Origin of the sequence: Micromonospora sp. WMMA1363 (genome assembly GCF_030345795.1) — a bacterium.
Lineage (GTDB): Bacteria > Actinomycetota > Actinomycetes > Mycobacteriales > Micromonosporaceae > Micromonospora.
The window spans coordinates 4,832,816-4,846,827 of the sequence record NZ_JAUALB010000001.1 but is presented as its reverse complement, the minus strand read 5'-3'; the positions used below and the strand labels follow the sequence as shown (position 1 = coordinate 4,846,827).

Sequence of the window (14,012 nt, the reverse complement as noted above, 5' to 3'; positions counted from 1 at the left end):
GTCATCGCAGTGCGACGGCGCGGGCGCGTGGGCGTCAGGCGCGGGCGAGCTGGTGCAGGATCTCCGCCGCCTGGCGCAGCGTGTCCCGGTCCTCCTCGCTCAGCTCGGCCAGCCGGGTGGCCAGCCACTCGTTGCGGGCGCGCTCGAACTGGTCGAGCACCGCCCGGCCCCCCTCGGTCGCCGCGAGGATCACCTGCCGACCGTCGGTCGGGTGGGGGGTGCGCTGCACGAGGCCGCGCTCCTCCAACTTCGCGACGATCTTGGTCATCGTCGGCGGCTGCACCCGTTCCACGTCGGCGAGTTCCCGGGGCGTCAGGGCGCCCGCCAGCCGGAGGCTGGTGAGCGCGCTGAGCTGGGTGACCGTGAGGTCGCCGACCGGCCGGGCCCGGCGGACCTGCCGGTTGAGCCGGGTGATCGCATCACGCAACTGGATGGCCAGTTGCGCCGGTGGCATGCGGTTCGCCGTCACCGTCCGCTCCGTCACGATAGTTAGCCTAACTAATGAGCTTGCCTAACGACATGCGATATGACCAGGCTCACGGGGGAGTTCTACCCTGTTCCGGGCAGGTGCTCCCGATTCGGGAGCACCTGCCCGGAACAGGACGTCACAGCACCACGGACTCAATGGGCCCACGCAGGAAGTACAGCACGAACAGTGCCGCCACGGCATAGAGCAACGGGTGGACCTCCCGCGCCTTGCCCCTGGCGAGCTTCACCACCGCGTACGTGATCACGCCGGCGCCGATGCCGTTGGAGATCGAGTACGTGAACGGCATCAGCACGATCGTGAGGAATGCCGGGATCGCGATCTCGTAGTCCGACCAGTCGATCGTCCGCACCGCGGTCATCATCAGAAACCCGACCACCACCAGCGCGGTCGACGCGGCCTCGAACGGCACGACCTCCACCAGCGGCGCGAGGAACATCGCCAACAGGAACAGCACGCCGGTGACCAGGTTGGCCACGCCGGTCCGGGCGCCCTCCGCGACGCCCGCGGCACTTTCGATATAGGACGTGTTGCTGGAAACGCTCGCCGCACCACCACTGGCCGCGGCGATCGAATCGACCAACAGGATCTCCTTCGCCCGCGGCGGGGTGCCCCGCTCGTCGAGCATGCCACCCTCCTGGCCGACCGCGACCATCGTGCCCATCGTGTCGAAGAAGTCCGTGATGAGCAGAGTGAAGACGAACATCAGCACGACCAGCACACCGGCGCGACTCCACGAGTCGAAGACGTTGAACCGGCCGAGCAACGACAGGTCCGGCACGTCGACGACCATGCTGGGCAGCTCGGGCACGTTCAGCGCCCAGCCCTTCGGGTTCGACACCCCGTCGACGGCCGACGGGCCGATGTTCCCCAGCGTCTCGACCACCATCGCCAGCACGGTCGAGGAGAAAATGCCGATCAGGATCGCGCCCTTGACCCGGCGTACCACCAGGACCAGGGTCAGCAGCAGACCCACCACGAAGACCAGCATCGGCCAGCTGACCAGCTTCCCGCCGATGCCGAGGCCCACCGGCACGGTCGTGTTCGCACTGTCCGGGATCCGGCGGACGAAGCCCGCGTCGACCAGCCCGATGATGGTCAGGAAGAGGCCGATACCGACGCCGATCGCGGTCTTCAGCTGCGTCGGCACCGAGCGGAAGACCGCCGTACGAAGGCCGGTGAGCACCAGCAGCGAGATGATCACACCTTCGATCACCACCAGGCCCATTGCGTCCGCCCAGGTCATCTCCGGGGCGATCTCGTACGCGACCAGCGCGTTCACGCCGAGGCCCGCGGCGAGCGCCAGTGGGAACCGGCCGACCACGCCCATAAGGATCGTCATCAAACCGGCCACCAGGGCGGTCGCCGCGGCTAGGGCGGGGATGGGCAGCCGCTGCCCGGCACCGTCGACGGCGGCACCGAGAATGAGCGGGTTGAGCACCACGATGTACGCCATCGTGAAGAAGGTCGCCAGGCCACCTCGGACTTCCCGGCCCATCGTCGAGCCACGGGCAGAGATGTCGAAGTAGCGGTCGAAACCGTTCCGCGGCTGCGCGGGCGGAGTGCCGTTGTCGGGCGGTGCTACTGCCATCGGTTCCTCGCAGGTGAACGACGTTGTCGCGCCGCATCGTCCCAGATCGGCGGCCGGACCGGGAAGCCGATCCCGTACGCTTGCCGGGTGCCGAAGCAGCAGCCACCGCGGCCTGAGCCGCTCGACCCGCCGATGGTGCCGGTCGCCCTCGCCGGGATGGCAGCGTGGGCCGTCGCCGGGCTCGCGCTGCTACTCTTCCGCGATCGACTGGTCGCCAGCGGGCAGGAGAACTGGCTCTGGACCTGTCTGGCTGGCTTCCTGTGGGGCTTCCCCGGCCTCGCGGTGATGCTACGGCACGACGCCAACCGTCGTCGCCGCCGCACCGGCCACTGACCCGCCCGGTCTGGTCACCTCACAGGTGCCCGTGCGACTCCGCCGACTCGGCGGCCTCCACCGACCCGGGCGCCCGGCTGACGGACACGGCCTCGACCACGCTGTCGTCGTAGACGGTGGGCATCTCCTCGACCGGGGCCTCCGGCGCCTCGACAAGGATCTCCGAGTGCGCGCCACAACCGTGGTCCGCACTGACCACCCGGCCGTCGTCCGGGGCGAAGAAGTTGCCGCAAGCGCCAAAGGACTGCCTCAGGGCACCGGCGAGCGGCAGGTAGAAGCCGCACGTACCGCAGCGGGCGGCGGCGGGGGCGGCGGCCGAGATCGGCGCGGCGGGGCCGTGGTCCCCGTCGTACCACCGCTGGGCGGCCTCGCCGCGCCCCTCCCGAGACATCACCCGCGCCCGGCCCAGGCCCAACTCCCAGGCCGTCTCCTCGACCGCGGGGTCGTCGGAGAGTAGGTACCCGGGTTGGAGCCGCTCGTCGTCCGGCGAGGTGGGCAGCAGGTCACCTGGGCCGAGGTCGCCCGGCTTGAGGCGCTCCTGCCAGGGCAGCCAGCCGGGCGCGAGCAGCGCGTCCGGGCCGGGCAGCAGCACGGTCTCGCAGATCGTCACGGTGCGGCTGCGTGGCACCCGGGTGACGGTGACCGCCCATCGCCAGCCGCGGTAGCCGGCCAGCCCGCACTCGAAGTAGTGCGTGACGAGGCGATCGCCCTCGGCGACTACCTGGAGGTGGTCACCGACGTCCGCCGGGTCGACCTCGGTGATGGCGTCGCGCGCCACATCGACGGCGGCGGCGCAGACCTGGTCGAGACGGGCGGCGCGGGAGGAGGCGGGCCTGGTCACCCGACCATTGTTCCCCACGCGTACGGCTGTCTGACAGGCACTCCCCGGAACCATCTGCGATGGTGGTGCCGCATACGCCGATCCGATGGGCGAGGATGGTGCACATGCCGTTGTCCACCCGCTCCGAGCGGTCCGTCCTCGGACGGACCGTCGGCGCGGGCATCAAGGCCTTCCGGCTGCTGTGCCGGGGCTCGGTCAGCGGGAGCCGGTGGATGACCCGTTCGGCGGGGCAGGTCCGGGCCCGGGGAGCCGGCCGCGACGCCGGCATGGTCCGCCTGTTCGACCTGCACGCGATCTCCTGTGCGGGCGACACCCTCATCGCCATCGGCCTGGCCGGGACGATCTTCTTCAACGTGCCGCTCGGCGAGGCGCGCAGCAAGGTCGCGCTCTACCTGCTGGTGACCATGGTGCCGTTCGCCCTACTCGCCCCCGTGGTCGGCCCGCTGCTGGACCACTTCCGGCACGGCCGTCGATACGCACTGGCCACCACCATGCTCGGCCGGGCCTTCCTGGCCTGGCTGATCTCCGACTACATCCACGGCTTCGGCCTCTATCCGGCGGCCTTCGGCGTGCTGGCGCTCTCCCGCGCGTACGGGGTGGCCCGCTCCGCGGCCGTACCCCGGCTGCTTCCCGAGGGCCTCGGCCTGTCCCAGGTCGGCGCGCGCGCCAGCCTCTACGGCACGGTGACCGGCGCACTGGTCGCGCCGATCGGGCTGGCCGCCTTCTGGTTCGGGCCGCAGTGGCCGCTGCGGGTCGCCTCGGTGATCTTCCTGGTCGGCATGGTCATCGCCCTGCGCCTGCCACCGAAGGCGGACTCCGAGCCACCGGAGCGGGTGCCGCGCCCGCTACGGGTACTCGGGGGGCGCACCGGCGAGCGGCCGCTCGGCCGGGGGCGTCCCGCCGGGCGACTGGTGATCGCCACCCTGGTCGGCGCTGCCACGCTCCGCGCCGTGTACGGCTTCCTCCTGCTCTTCCTCGCATTCGCGATCAAGGCCGGCGACCTGACCACCACCGTCTTCGGCCGGGACCTGGGCGACGAGGGCGCTCTGGGCCTGGTCGGCGGGGCACTGGCGGTCGGCAGTTTCCTCGCCACCGCGATCGGCACCCGGCTACGTATCCACCGTCCCGCGGGGATCCAGTCCAGCGGAATGGTGATCGTCGCCGGGGTGGCCGTCCTCACCGCACTGAAGTTCTCGCTCCCGATGGTCGCGCTGCTCTGTCTGGTGGCCGCCCTGACGAGCGGCATCGCCAAGCTCGCCGTGGACGCCTCGGTCCAGGAACGCATCCCGGAGCGGCTGCGGGCAAGTTCCTTCGCTCACTCCGAAACCGTGCTCATGCTCGCCTTCGTCGCCGGTGGCGGCCTGGGACTTGTCCCGTTCGACGGCCGGCTCGGCATCGCCGTCGCCGCCGGCGTAGCTGTTCTCTCCACCGCCCGCGGCATCGTGGTCGCGGGCCGGCTACGCGGAGAGAAGCTGATCGGCCGGCCGCTGGCGGACGACGAACTCACCGAGGACGAGTCGGCGCCGGACGAGCCCGGACACCTCGGCCGCACCACCGAGGACCCCACCCCCACCTCCCCCGCCCCGATGCGAGGCGGGCTGGTGGACGACGACGGCATCGCACCGCCGGGCTACCACATCTACCGTCCGTCGTCGGCCGTTGCGGGCCCGGGCGGCACCGACGAGGAGACCCGACGGGAGCCGCGGGGACCGCTTCCGTGACCGGTCTGCTGGTGGTCACCGCGGTGCCCGCGGAGGCCGAGGCGGTCCGGGCCGGCCTGTCCCGCCCGTCGGTTCCGGGGGGCGTGGCGAGTCCGTTGGGCGTACCCGCCACGCCGGACGGGTCGGATCGAGCCGTCACGGTGGCGCCGGTCGGGGTGGGGCCGGCCGTGGCCGGCGCCGCCACCGCACGGCTGCTGGCGCTTGCGGAGGCCGCCGGGCGCCCGTACCGGCTGGTCGTCAGTGCGGGTGTGGCCGGCGGATTCCCCGGTCAGGTCGAGGTCGGCGAAACGGTCGTGGGGAGCAACGCGGTCGCCGCCGACCTGGGTGCCGAGTCCCGGGGGGCTTCGTCCCCGTCGACCAGCTCGGCATCCCGACCGAGTTGCTGGGCGCCACCACCACCGTCACCGCCGACCCGGTGCTGGTGGCCGCTCTCCGGGCCGCGCTCCCGGCCGCCGCGGTTGGTCCGGTGCTGACGGTCAGCACGGTGACCGGCACCGCCGCCCGTGCCAACGCGCTGCGCCACCGGCACCCCGACGCGGTGGCCGAGGCCATGGAGGGGTACGGGGTGGCAGTCGCCGCCAACCACGCCGGCCTGCCCTTCGTGGAGCTGCGCACCGTCTCCAACCCGGTCGGCCCCCGCGATCGCGACGCGTGGCGCCTGAGCGAGGCGCTCGCCGCCCTCACCGAAGCCGCCCCGGCCCTGCTGACCATCACCGTCCGCTGACCAGCTGGCCGGGCCGACGGCGCATTCGTCGCGCCGGCCAGGGCCGGCACAACCGCAGCCCTGGCCCCGCTCCCCGGCCCGTACCGCTCCCTGGCCCGCATGTGGGGTCGGCTCGGGTCAGCTCCGTGGGCCGACCGCGCGGTCCAGCCGGAGCGTCCACGCCCGCCGCTCGATCCGGTAGCCGCAGGCAAACAGCAGGTGAGACCCAAGCGCGTCCGCGAACGCGTACGAGGTTTGAATGCCAGCCTGGTCCATCTCCTGCACAAGGCGCTCGACCAGCCTCCGCCCCACGCCCAGCCGCCGGTACTCGGCGGCGACCAGCACCCCGTCCAGCACGACCTCGCGCTCGTCACCCGGCTCGTCGCCGAAACAGAGGTGTGGGCTTCGCTCGTGGGCCCGAAGTGCACCGATCAGCGCGCCGTCCGGCAGCTCCGCGACGAACCGCCACGAGGTCTCCGGCAAGCCGGCACTGGTCACACGCCGCACCCGGAACGTCCGGCGGATCTCCTCACCCCACCGACGTTGGTCCCGGTATTCGCGATTCCGCTGGTACGTGAACGCCGGAATTCTGAGCGGACAGCGCTCCGGTGGCAGCCGATACCACTCTGCCCACCAGGCGCCCGGCCAGTCCCTCGGCTCACGGACCTCCCAGGCATCGAGATGCGCCGGATAGCGACGCCCCGCCTCGTCCGCCCACCCGTCGTGCGGCAGCTGCGGCGGAGGCACCACATCCGCCACGGCGCCCGACAGCCCCGCAACCACCACACCGTCGGCCGCCTGCACCAATCTCTCCACGGTGCGGAAACGTGGATTCGCCGCCTCACCGGCCTCAATCCGCGCCACCGTGCTCTTGGGCACTCCCGCCTTGGCCGCGAGCTCACGCTGGCTCAGGTCTGCCTGGCGACGTAGCCGTCGCAGCATCCCCCCGATGTCGATAGCGGCGTCGGCGTCCGGCACGCCGGTAATGATCCCGGTCGCGCAGACGGCGTTCAATCCCGAAACCGGTGGCTGTGGATAAGAGCGGGTGGCTGTGGACAACTCGTCATTCCTGTGGACAGCCGGGTGGCAGCCCGCAGGTCTCCCCGCCAACCAGGCCAGCCGCGCCTCTGGAGCTGCCCCGTCCGTGCGCCCCTCCGGACAGCGGATCGCCGCCTGCCGCCCGTGGCCGTGACCCACCCCACACGCCGCCTGCCGGCGCCCAGCCCACCCACACGCGCCGCGCGGGTGGGCTGCCGACCCGTCGAGCGTGTGTGACAGGGCTGGCTCGGCGAATTCAGCAGTTCCAGGTCGCCCATGAGCCGGTCGCACAGCCCGGTCGTTGCGGCGCTCTGGTCGGCGCTTGCCCCATCTGTGCGGGCAGCTCCGGAGGGCGCGAGAGCGGACATCGTCACCAGGCGGCTTGATTCCGAGCAGCAGACAGCACGGACAGCGGCGAACCTCTAGGCCAGCGCCAATGTTGCCCAGGACCGTGAGCCAGGACCGCCGGACCGTGGGCCCCGAGACCGTAGGCCCGAGACCGTGGGCCGGAAGCGCCCGGGTGCGTCTCGGGCACGGGCCACCGCTCGCCGGTAAAGCAGGGCGCGGGATGGCGCACAACCGCCAGGTCGGGGTGGGCGGACGGATTCGCGGCGGGGCTACCGTGGGGGCGTGACGCTCTCGCTGGCGATCTCGCCCTGTCCCAATGACACGTTCGTCTTCCACGCCCTCGTGCACGGACAGGTGCCGGGGGCACCGCTGGTAGAGGTGACCTACGCGGATGTCGACGTCACCAACACCGCAGCCGAGCGCGGGGCGTTTGACCTGGTCAAGGTGAGCTACGCGGCGCTGCCGTGGCTGCTCGACGACTACCACTTGCTGCCCTGCGGCGGCGCACTCGGCCGGGGCTGCGGCCCGCTCGTGCTCACCCGACCCGAGCGCGCCGACCTGACCGACCTGACCGACGCGACCGTCGCGGTGCCCGGGGACCGAACCACCGCGTACCTACTCTTCCGCCTCTGGTCAGCCGGCCGGCCGCCCGCCCGGATCGAGGTGGTGCCCTTCCACGAGATAATGCCCGGGGTGTCCGCGGGGCGGTACGACGCCGGTCTGGTGATCCACGAGGCACGGTTCACCTACCCGCGGCACGGTCTGACCGCCCTGGTCGATCTCGGCGAGTGGTGGGAGGCCGACACCGGCCTCCCGATCCCGCTGGGCGCGATCCTGGCCCGGCGCGGCGCGGTTGACCCGGAGGCCGCCACCGAGTGGATCCGGGAGTCGGTCCGCCAGGCGTGGGCCGATCCGGCGGTCAGCCGGGAATACGTGCTGGCGCACGCGCAGGAGATGGAGCCCGACGTGGTGGCCCGGCACATCGGCCTCTACGTCAACGAGTTCACCGCCGACCTGGGTGAGGCGGGCGTCGCCGCCGTCGATGCGTTGCTCGGCCGAGCCGCCGATGCCGGGCTGGTTCCTCAGACCTCCAGCTCGCGGGCGACCGCGTGGACCAGCTGAGCGATCTTCTGCGCGGTCTTCCGGTCCGGGAAGCGGCCCCGGCGCAGGTCCGGCTGGACCTTCGCCTCCAGCACCTTGATCATGTCCTCGACGAGGCCGTGCAGCTCCTCCGCCGGCCGGCGGCGCAGCTCCGCCACCGACGGCGGCGCCTCCAGCAGCTTGACCCCCATCGCCTGGGCGCCCCGGCGGCTGTCGACCACACTGAAGTCGACCCGCTGCCCGCCCTTGAGGTCGGTGACACCCGCCGGCAGCGCGGCCTTGGGCAGGAACACGTCGCCACCTTCGTCACTGGTGACGAACCCGTATCCCTTGGTCGCGTCGTACCACTTCACTCGACCCGTTGGCACCTGAGAACCCCTGCTTCACTCAAAACGTCTAGTGCTCCAAGGCTAGCCGGATCATGCCATCGAGCGCCGCCGGGAATCCGGTGAGATCATCCAGCACCAGTTCGGCTCCGGCCGCGCGCAGCTCACCGGCGGTGCACGGGCCGGTGGCCACCGCGAGCCCGGGCACCCCGGCGGTCCGGGCGGCGATCATGTCAGCCACGTGGTCGCCGACGTAGTGGGTGACGTCGAACGCCCGCGAGGCGGTCGCCTTCCCCTCGGCGAACAGGTCGCCGGCGACCTCGTCGACCACCAGGCCGAGGTGGTCCAGGTGCAGCCGGGCCAGGCGCCCCAGCTTGGACGTGACCACGAGCACCCGCCCCCCGTACCCGCGCACGGCGTCAACCGCCGCCCGGGCGCCGGGCAGCGGGACGGTCGGTGCGGTCGAAGCCGACCGTCGGCGGCGTAAGCATCCCGAGACGGTACCCGTCGCCGGTGGACGAGCCGGAGGTCCGAGGGGCGGGACAGGCTCCGGCCGGGCTAGCGTGGAACGACGATGACCACCTCACTCGCCGACCACCTGCGCACGCTGCCCGACGCGGCGCTCGCCGCCCTGCTTCAGCAGCGGCCGGATCTCGTCGTACCTGTTCCCGCCGACATCTCCGCGCTCGCCATCCGAGCCCAATCCCGGGTGTCGGTCGCCCGCGCCCTGGACGGCCTGGACCAGTTCACCCTTCAGATCCTGGACGCCGCCCGCCTGACCCGGGGCATGTCGGACGGCACCACCACCGTCGACGCGATGCTCGCCATGGCCACCTCCGGTGCGCAGCCGCCCGCCCCCGCCGCGGTGCGGGCGGCGGTACAGCAGCTCCGGTCCGTCCTACTGCTGTACGGCCCGGATGACCGCGTACACCTGATCGGCGGCGTCGATGAAGTCGCCCCGTACCCAGCGGGGCTGGGCCGACCGGCGGCGGAGCTGGACCTGCGGGCGGCGGAACTCTGCGCGGACCCGCCGAAGCTGCGGCGTGCGCTGCTGGCGGCGCCGCCCTCGGCCCGGGCGATCCTGGACCGACTCGCCGCCGGCCCGCCGGTGGGCAGCGTGCCCCCAGGAGCGTTGCAGGCCCCGCCGCTCGGCGGCGAGGACGACCTACCGCCTGACACCGCCAACGGCGGGACACCGACCGGGTCGCCGGTGCGCTGGTTGGTGGACCACCGGCTGTTGGTGCCGGTCAGCACCGGCCGGGGTGGCGGACCCGGCACCGTCGAACTCCCCCGGGAGGTCGGGCTGCTGCTGCGCCGGGACGCCGGCCCACTCGGACCGATGCGCACCAGCCCGCCGCCGGTGTCGGCGGCACCGCGAGAGCCGAAGGCGGTCGACTCCGCCGGTGCCGGGCAGACCATGGAGGTGGTACGCCAGACCGAGGCGCTGCTGGAGCAACTCGCCGCCGAACCGGCCACGGTGCTCCGCTCCGGTGGTCTGGGCGTCCGTGACCTGCGCCGGCTGGCCCGCGCCACCGGGCTGGACGAACCGACGGCCGCGCTGTTGCTGGAGGCGACGCACGCGGCGGGGCTGACCGGTGAGCTGGAGGCGCCCGGGGCACTGACCGCCCGCCACGGCACCGACCAGCAGGTGCTGCCGAGCGCCGGCTACGAGGTGTGGCGTGTTGGATCGCTGGCGCAGCGATGGGAACAGTTGGCTCGCGCGTGGCTGACGATGACCCGTCAGCCGGGTCTGGTCGGTCAGCGCGACGACCGGGACCGGCCGATCACAGTGCTCGCCCCGGAGGCGGAGCGGGCCGGGGCGCCGGCAGTCCGGCGGGCGGTGCTCGACGTTCTCGCGGATCTGGAACCGGCCACCGCACCGACTCCGGAAGAGGCACTGGAGCTGCTCGACTGGTGGGCGCCGCGCCGCAGCCGGGGGCGGGAGGCGGCGCACCGGGAGGTGCTGGCCGAGGCCGCCACGCTAGGCGTGACCGGGCTGGGGGCACTCACCTCGTACGGGCGAGTGCTGCTCGCCGACGTGGTGGCGGGCGACAAGCGAAGTGCGGACGACCCGCTGGGGCTGCACGCCGACGCCGACACCGACGTGTCCACCGCGGCTCGTGCCCTGGACGTGCTGCTCCCCGCCCCGGTCGACCACTTCCTGGTGCAGGCGGACCTCACCGTCGTGGTGCCCGGCCCGCCCGATCCGACCCTCGCGGCGGAACTCGACGTGGTGGCCGAGCACGAGTCGGCCGGCGGGGCGAGTGTGCACCGGGTCACCCCGGCCAGCGTCCGTCGCGCATTGGACTCCGGGTTCTCCGCCGACGACCTGCACGGGCTGTTCCGGCGGCGCTCCCGCACACCCGTGCCGCAGGGGCTCACGTACCTGGTCGACGACGTCGCCCGCCGGCACGGCGGGCTGCGGGTCGGCCCAGCCGGGGCGTACGTGAGAAGCGACGACGAGGCGCTGCTCACCGAGTTGCTCGCCGACAGGCGGCTGGAGACGCTGGCGTTGCGGCGGCTGGCGCCGACCGTGCTGACCACCCCGCACCAGGTCGGCCGGATGCTCACCGCGCTGCGTGAGGCCGGGTACGCGCCGGTGCCGGAGGACGCCACGGGCGCCGCGGTGCTGACCCGACCCAAGGTACGCCGGGCACCGGCCCGGGTGTCGGTCGCCGCCCGGACGGTCGACCCGCTCACCGCCCCGAAGCTGCCGCTGCCCCGCCTGCTCGGCATGGTCGAGCAGATCCGGCGGGGCGAGGCCGCCGCCCGCGCGGCCCGCCGCGCACCGGCGGTGGTGCGCGGCCAAGCCCCCACCGGGCCGGTGCCGGTGCCCAGTCACACCGATGCCTTGGCCGTGCTCCAGCAGGCCGTACGGGACAAGGCGCTGGTCTGGGTGGGGTATGTGGACGCACACGGGGCGACCGCGTCCCGGCTGGTTCGGCCGGTCTCAATCGGCGCCGGCTACCTGCGGGCCGAGGACGAACGGACCGAGATGCTGCACACGTTCGCCCTGCACCGGATCGCCGCGGCCGTACTGGCGGACTGACCGGAGCCCGCCGGTCAGCGGCGGCTGCGGCGGACCGTCCCGACGACCGCCACGAGCAGCAGCAGCCCGAACCCGGTGCCCGCCGTCTCACCGACCGAGGCGACGAAACCTTGGCGCTGCACGAGCCAGCCGAAGAGGAACCAGCCGAAGAGAAGCACCCCGGCGACCGTGTACGCCACCACGGTGCCGGCGGAGACCGGTTCGACCTGCGCCTGCCGCACTTCGGTTACCACGTTCTGGTTGACGACCATCCCGTCCTCCCCGTCCGTTAGTGAACCTGGAGTCCAGGGTGTCACTCGGAGCGGTTACCGACCAGCACCACGCGCCGGCGCTCACCTGCGGGCAGCCCGCGGGTGACAGTAAGCTGCTGGGCCGGTCCGGCACGAGCGAGTCGCTCGCCCCCGTTGGCTGCTCCGCCGCCCCGACCGGCAACCTCCACCCCTGCCGCCCGGGTTGTGCGGATCGAACGCGCACGCACCGGCGCCGACCAGCGTGACCACCGCCAAAGCGAGGAGCCGGCCTCGAACGTGGCACCTGCCGTGGAGCAGCGGTCTCTCTAAAGACGCCTCACGGCACCGTAAGGTTGCGCCTCGGTGCGCGCTTTCTGGGTGGCGGCCGTCCGCGTGCAACACTGGATGGTCGGCCCGCGGCAGGTCGGGCCCCGCATCCGGCGACCGCCCGCCCCCGGCGACCGGCACGACAGATCGCGACCGGCACGACAGACCGAGGAGAGGCTCTTCAGGTGAGTGGTGGACCCCTGATCGTGCAGTCGGACAAGACCCTGCTGCTGGAAATCGATCACCCGGACGCGCAGGCCTGCCGGATAGCGATCGCTCCCTTCGCCGAGCTGGAGCGCTCCCCCGAACACGTACACACCTACCGGCTGACCCCGTTGGGGCTGTGGAACGCGCGGGCCGCCGGCCACGACGCCGAGGGCGTGGTCGACGCGCTGATCACGTACAGCCGCTACCCCGTGCCACACGCGCTGCTGGTCGACGTGACCGAGACGATGGACCGGTACGGCCGGCTCCAGGTCGCCAACGACCCGGCGCACGGACTGGTGCTGCGTGCCCTGGACCGGGTGGTGCTGGTCGAGGTCGCCAAGAGCAAGAAGCTCGCCGGCATGCTCGGTGCGAAGGTCGACGATGACACGATCGCGGTGCACCCGTCCGAGCGGGGCCGGCTCAAGCAGGCGCTGCTCAAGCTCGGCTGGCCGGCCGAGGACCTGGCCGGGTACGTCGACGGCGAGGCCCACCCGATCGCGCTGGCCGAGGCCGGCTCCGACGGCGGGAAGCCGTGGACGCTGCGGTCGTACCAGCGGGAGGCCGTGGAGGCGTTCTGGGCCGGCGGGTCGGGCGTGGTGGTGTTGCCCTGCGGCGCCGGCAAGACCCTGGTCGGCGCGGCGGCAATGGCCGAGGCGAAGGCGACCACGCTGATCCTGGTCACCAACACGGTCGCCGGGCGGCAGTGGAAGCGGGAGCTGATCGCCCGTACCTCGCTGACCGAGGAGGAGATCGGGGAGTACTCGGGCGAACGCAAGGAGATCCGCCCGGTCACCATCGCCACCTACCAGGTGCTCACCTCGCGGCGCAAGGGCGCGTTCACCCACCTGGACCTGTTCGGCGCCCGCGACTGGGGCCTGGTCATCTACGACGAGGTGCACCTGCTGCCGGCGCCGATCTTCCGTTTCACGGCGGACCTCCAGGCCCGCCGCCGGCTGGGCCTGACCGCCACCCTGGTCCGCGAGGACGGCCGCGAGGGCGACGTGTTCAGCCTGATCGGCCCGAAGCGGTACGACGCGCCGTGGAAGGACATCGAGGCGCAGGGCTGGATCGCCCCGGCCGAGTGCACCGAGGTACGCGTGACGCTGACCGACACCGAGCGGATGACGTACGCGACGGCGGAGGCCGAGGAGCGTTACCGGATGGCGGCGACCGCCCGCACGAAGCTGCCGGTGGTGAAGGCGCTGCTCGACCGGCACCCGGATGAGCAGACGCTGGTGATCGGCGCCTACATCGACCAGTTGCACCAGCTCGGGGAGTACCTGGACGCCCCGATCGTGCAGGGGTCGACCACCAACAAGGAGCGGGAGCGGCTGTTCGACGCGTTCCGCTCGGGCGAGATCCGCACCCTGGTCATCTCGAAGGTCGGCAACTTCTCCATCGACCTGCCGGAGGCGGCGGTGGCGATCCAGGTGTCCGGCACGTTCGGGTCGCGGCAGGAGGAGGCGCAGCGCCTCGGTCGGGTGCTGCGGCCGAAGTCCGACGGCCGCCAGGCGCACTTCTACACGGTGGTCGCCCGGGACACGATCGACACCGAGTACGCCGCGCACCGGCAGCGCTTCCTCGCCGAACAGGGGTACGCGTACACGATCGTCGACGCCGACGACGTCCTCGGCCCCAAGCTGCCCACCGTGGACTGACCGCTGTCGCGGGGCGCGCCTGGGGCGCGGTGCGGGGTCGACGGGCCGGGCC

Annotated in this window: 11 protein-coding genes and 2 pseudogenes; 6 read left to right on the top strand and 7 right to left on the bottom strand. The window is 72.6% G+C overall.

All coding sequences use genetic code 11. From position 1 onward, the window contains the following. Positions 1–34: 34 nt before the first annotated feature. The gene (locus QTQ03_RS22540; RefSeq protein ID WP_289279757.1) at positions 35–484 is read right to left on the bottom strand and encodes a MarR family winged helix-turn-helix transcriptional regulator; all 450 of its coding nucleotides are present in this window, start codon (positions 482–484) and stop codon (positions 35–37) included. 121 nt (positions 485–605) lie between these two features. Beyond that, entirely contained in the window at positions 606–2,078 is a 1,473-nt protein-coding gene (locus QTQ03_RS22535) for an NCS2 family permease (RefSeq protein ID WP_289279756.1), read from the bottom strand. An 87-nt stretch (positions 2,079–2,165) separates the two neighbouring features. Here QTQ03_RS22535 and QTQ03_RS22530 point away from each other — a divergent pair, with 87 nt between their 5' ends. Continuing rightward, positions 2,166–2,411: a DUF2530 domain-containing protein gene (locus QTQ03_RS22530; protein ID WP_289279755.1), complete on the top strand. Its 246-nt coding sequence runs from the start codon at positions 2,166–2,168 to the stop codon at positions 2,409–2,411. Between the two features lie 19 nt (positions 2,412–2,430). Here QTQ03_RS22530 and QTQ03_RS22525 read toward each other — a convergent pair whose 3' ends face one another. Beyond that, positions 2,431–3,270 (bottom strand): DUF3027 domain-containing protein, encoded by an 840-nt coding sequence (locus QTQ03_RS22525; RefSeq protein ID WP_289279754.1) that lies wholly within the window; start codon positions 3,268–3,270, stop codon positions 2,431–2,433. 86 nt (positions 3,271–3,356) lie between these two features. On the opposite strand from QTQ03_RS22525, the gene QTQ03_RS22520 reads away from it, so the two are divergent. Both QTQ03_RS22520 and QTQ03_RS22515 read left to right on the top strand, forming a co-directional pair. Next, complete coding sequence (locus QTQ03_RS22520; RefSeq protein ID WP_289279753.1) at positions 3,357–4,973, top strand: MFS transporter; 1,617 nt, start codon at positions 3,357–3,359, stop codon at positions 4,971–4,973. Further along, a pseudogene (locus tag QTQ03_RS22515) lies at positions 4,970–5,697 on the top strand (futalosine hydrolase). The gene QTQ03_RS22520 and the pseudogene QTQ03_RS22515 overlap by 4 nt, the downstream one beginning before the upstream one ends. A 117-nt stretch (positions 5,698–5,814) precedes the next feature. On the opposite strand, the gene QTQ03_RS22510 reads toward QTQ03_RS22515, so the two are convergent. Further along, positions 5,815–6,654 carry a GNAT family N-acetyltransferase gene (locus tag QTQ03_RS22510; RefSeq protein WP_289279752.1) on the bottom strand — a complete coding sequence of 280 codons (840 nt, stop codon included), beginning with the start codon at positions 6,652–6,654 and terminating at the stop codon, positions 5,815–5,817. Positions 6,655–7,344: 690 nt separating this feature from the next. Here QTQ03_RS22510 and QTQ03_RS22505 point away from each other — a divergent pair. Continuing rightward, the gene (locus QTQ03_RS22505) at positions 7,345–8,184 is read left to right on the top strand and encodes a 1,4-dihydroxy-6-naphtoate synthase (protein ID WP_289279751.1); all 840 of its coding nucleotides are present in this window, start codon (positions 7,345–7,347) and stop codon (positions 8,182–8,184) included. Here the strand turns inward: QTQ03_RS22505 and QTQ03_RS22500 are convergent. Both QTQ03_RS22500 and QTQ03_RS22495 read right to left on the bottom strand, forming a co-directional pair. Then, a complete protein-coding gene (locus tag QTQ03_RS22500; RefSeq protein ID WP_130321396.1) occupies positions 8,145–8,531 on the bottom strand; it encodes a cold-shock protein in 387 nt (128 codons plus the stop codon). The genes QTQ03_RS22505 and QTQ03_RS22500 overlap by 40 nt on opposite strands. A gap of 28 nt (positions 8,532–8,559) precedes the next feature. Continuing rightward, positions 8,560–9,033 (bottom strand): annotated as a pseudogene (locus QTQ03_RS22495) (HAD family hydrolase); the annotation flags it as partial. Positions 9,034–9,063: 30 nt separating this feature from the next. On the opposite strand from QTQ03_RS22495, the gene QTQ03_RS22490 reads away from it, so the two are divergent. Continuing rightward, positions 9,064–11,538, top strand: a complete 2,475-nt coding sequence (locus tag QTQ03_RS22490; protein WP_289279750.1) for a helicase-associated domain-containing protein — start codon at positions 9,064–9,066, stop codon at positions 11,536–11,538. 14 nt (positions 11,539–11,552) lie between these two features. On the opposite strand, the gene QTQ03_RS22485 is transcribed toward QTQ03_RS22490, so the two are convergent. After that, positions 11,553–11,789 carry a hypothetical protein gene (locus tag QTQ03_RS22485; RefSeq protein WP_289279749.1) on the bottom strand — a complete coding sequence of 79 codons (237 nt, stop codon included), beginning with the start codon at positions 11,787–11,789 and terminating at the stop codon, positions 11,553–11,555. A gap of 491 nt (positions 11,790–12,280) precedes the next feature. Between QTQ03_RS22485 and QTQ03_RS22480 the strand changes: the two genes are divergently transcribed. Further along, positions 12,281–13,960 carry a DNA repair helicase XPB gene (locus QTQ03_RS22480; RefSeq protein WP_289279748.1) on the top strand — a complete coding sequence of 560 codons (1,680 nt, stop codon included), beginning with the start codon at positions 12,281–12,283 and terminating at the stop codon, positions 13,958–13,960. The last annotated feature ends 52 nt before the right edge of the window (positions 13,961–14,012 follow it).

Coding starts and splice junctions, on each gene's coding strand:
- QTQ03_RS22535 (WP_289279756.1), bottom strand. CDS start 2,078: ATGGCAGTAGCACCGCCCGACAACGGCACTCCGCCCGCGCAGCCGCGG.
- QTQ03_RS22520 (WP_289279753.1), top strand. CDS start 3,357: ATGCCGTTGTCCACCCGCTCCGAGCGGTCCGTCCTCGGACGGACCGTC.
- QTQ03_RS22490 (WP_289279750.1), top strand. CDS start 9,064: ATGACCACCTCACTCGCCGACCACCTGCGCACGCTGCCCGACGCGGCG.
- QTQ03_RS22485 (WP_289279749.1), bottom strand. CDS start 11,789: ATGGTCGTCAACCAGAACGTGGTAACCGAAGTGCGGCAGGCGCAGGTC.